Source organism: Bacteroidia bacterium, assembly GCA_025056095.1.
Classification (GTDB): Bacteria; Bacteroidota; Bacteroidia; order JANWVE01; family JANWVE01; genus JANWVE01.
The window spans coordinates 1-3,378 of the sequence record JANWVW010000268.1; the positions used below are offsets into that span (position 1 = coordinate 1).

2 protein-coding genes are annotated in these 3,378 nt (G+C 38.5%); both read left to right on the forward strand.

Annotated features, from left to right (window positions below; genetic code table 11):
* The first annotated feature begins 135 nt into the window (after positions 1–135).
* Complete coding sequence (locus tag NZ519_13145; GenBank protein ID MCS7029701.1) at positions 136–651, forward strand: hypothetical protein; 516 nt, start codon at positions 136–138, stop codon at positions 649–651.
* 196 nt (positions 652–847) lie between these two features.
* Complete coding sequence (locus NZ519_13150; protein ID MCS7029702.1) at positions 848–3,244, forward strand: TonB-dependent receptor; 2,397 nt, start codon at positions 848–850, stop codon at positions 3,242–3,244.
* Positions 3,245–3,378: the final 134 nt, after the last annotated feature.

Below are 3,378 nucleotides of genomic sequence, written 5' to 3' on the forward strand. Positions count from 1 at the left end.
CGTTAGCGAAGCACCGAAGCGAAGCGTAGTGCGGAATGCCCCGACCCTTGCGTCAGCAAGGGGCACGCCCAAAAAAAAATTCTTCAAATGTAAGTTTTGGAATTTTTCAAACAATTTTATTTATCTTTGCCGCACATGCGTAAAAACCGCATAGCATGGGGGCTTTTAATTGTGTGGGTGTTTTACACTTGCCTTTACACACCCCTTGTTATGACGTATTTAATCGCACACCATAAAACTGTTACTCATTTACTCAAAAACAAAAAACAAGCACTTGTTCATTTGTGTATCCCAATAGAAGATAAAAATTTTACTCGTATCAACGAAAAAGAATGTATATGGCAAAACCAGTGGTATGATATTGAAAAAATTGAAGAAAAAGAAGGATACTATCACATACTTGCGCATACCGATATTAAAGAAAAAACACTGATGTCTAACTTACAAAATCTGCTTGAACTTTTTGCCGTTGAAAAAGCCTCAAAAACCAAAAGTATATCAAAATTTGAGCTCAAAGATACTTATTTAACTACTTTAGTTTTTCGCTTTTTGCCTTCTACCTATCCTGTTTTTGGTAATATAACTACTTGTTTGTGCTTACCTATTCCTGAAATTTCTTTACCTGAACCACCTCCTAAAATTTTAAGATAAAAAGCTGTTCCGAAGTTCTATCTGAAGTTTTAATCCCTATTATCTTTCTAGCAAATCAGAAATCATTTTGCTGTTGAGCATTCTTATTTCTAACTTCTAACGTATCCTAAATCTTATTTTTTCAATTATTTTTCATTCTTAAAACCTTCATACTGAACAAGCTATGAGAAAAAACATCTTTATCTTAATAGCATGGATGGCAGTAGTGTGCCTACATGCCCAGAATATAGTAACCGTTAGAGATGCGCAAACTTTGCGCGTTTTGGAAAATGTTGTTATCACTAATGCGGATAAAACTGCTTCCGTTACCACAAACGCAAAAGGTCAAGCAGATATCAGTGCATTAGGAAATGGAGATTTAACCTTGATTTTAGCGGGCTACCAACCTCTGACTTTGTCCGCTCAAAACATCAAAGACCTCAACTATGAAGTAAAACTGCTTCAATCTACCATGGACTTGAATGAAATAGTAGTTTCGGCAAGTAAATTTGAAGAGAAAAAAGTTGACGTAGCCCAGCCTATCTTAGTCATAAGTGATGAAGTGATTAGAACAGCTAACGCCCAAAACACAGGGGATTTACTCATGCAAACAGGTGGAGTATTCGTGCAAAAAAGTCAATTAGGTGGTAGCAGTCCTGTACTAAGAGGTTTTGAAGCCAGCAGAGTGCTTTTAGTTGTAGATGGCATTCGTATGAATAATGCTATCTATCGGTCAGGACACTTACAAAATATCATCACTGTAGATCAAAACATGCTTGAACGCATGGAAGTAGTTTTTGGACCTGGTTCGGTAGTTTATGGTAGTGATGCTTTGGGTGGAGTAATTCACATGCACTCTCGCAAGCCTGTACTTAGTCCTGATGACAAACTATTAGTCAAAGGTAATGCTTTTACTCGTTATTCTACAGCTAACCAAGAAAAAACAGGACATATAGACTTCAATATCGGACTTAAAAAATTTGCTTCACTAACCAGTTTCACTTACTCTGACTTTGGGGACTTGCGCATGGGTAATATTCGTAACCCATTCCACGGCAATTGGGGTAAACGCTTAATCTATCAAACGCGCATAGATGGTAAAGATACTGCGTTAAAAAATGATGATTTTAATATCCAAATAGGTTCAGCATACAAGCAGTATGATTTAACTCAAAAAATTCGCTTTGACCAGAATAGCGCTATCTCTCACATGCTTAACTTTCAGTATTCCACTTCTAGCGATGTACCCCGCTATGACCGTTTGTCTGAAATTACAAGTGGTGGGCAACCTCGTTTTGCAGAATGGTACTACGGACCTCAAAAACGTCTACTCGGTGCTTATCATTTGAATTTGTCCAACGCAAATCCTGTATATGACCAAGCACGTTTTATTCTGTCTTACCAAGACATAGAGGAAAGCCGCCATACACGTAACTTCAAGAACAATAACAAAACCTCACGTATTGAAAATGTTAAGGTATTTGCCCTCAATGCGGATTTAGTAAAAAAGATACAAAATCATGAAGTCCGTTATGGACTAGAAGGAGTTCATAATATCGTTGCTTCAAGAGCAGAAAGGGTAAATATCGCTACAGGTGTAAAAAGTCCTGCCAGCACTCGTTACCCTGATGGCGGTTCTACGGTAACCAGTATAGCCGCTTATGCTACACATGCTTGGGAGATAAATGAGAAATTTGTTACTAATGCAGGAGTGAGATTTTCTCATGTGGATCTAAGCGCTAAGTTTGATGACAAAGACAATATTATGAAATTCCCATTCAAAACAGCTGAACAAGTGAATAATGCTCTGACAGGAAATATTGGCTTAATTTACAAACCCATTCCCTCTTTACGCATATCTACACTATTTTCTTCAGGCTTCCGCTCGCCTAACGTAGATGATTTAGGTAAGGTATTTGACAGTAACTCCGCTAATCGTTTAGTAGTTGTACCTAACCCTGACTTAAAGCCTGAATACACTTACAACGCTGAACTTGGCATTCAAAAAACTTTTGATAATGACAAGGTCAAACTCAGTTTAATAGGCTTTTACACTATTTTTGATAACGCTATTGTGCTAGACAATTTCAAGTTCAATGGTCAGGACTCTATTATTTACGATGGTGTGCTATGCAAGGTACAAGCTAATCAAAACAAAAATGAAGCTTACTTATACGGAGGTACGTTTACCGTAGCAGGGGATATTACCAAGGCGTTTTCTGTATTTGGCACAGTTACTTATACGTATGGTCGGGTGCGCCCTCAAAAACCTGGTGATAAAGAAGTCCCTCTTGATCACATTCCTCCTGTGTATGGTAGAGTAGGATTTCAGTTGAACTTAAACCGCTTCAAAGGTGAGTTCTTTACTTTGTTTAACGGACCAAAGTTGTTGAGGGATTATAGTCCTGTGGGTGAGGATAACCTCCAATATGCTACTCCTAATGGCATGCCTGGTTGGTTTACTTTGAATATCCGTACGCAGTATCAAGTTTACAAGTATGTAAACTTGCAAGCAGGATTAGAGAATATACTGGACACGCATTATAGGCATTTTGCTTCGGGTATTTCTGCTCCGGGCAGAAACCTTTATCTTGCTGTAAGGGCAAATTTTTAGGCGTATAGTTTAATTCTATTCAACAGGTTCAGCTTTTATAGGTTGAACCTGTTTTTCTTTTTGGGCGTGCCCCTTGCTGACGCAAGGGTCGGGGCATTCCGCACTACGCTAACGCTTCGGTACTTCGCTGCGCT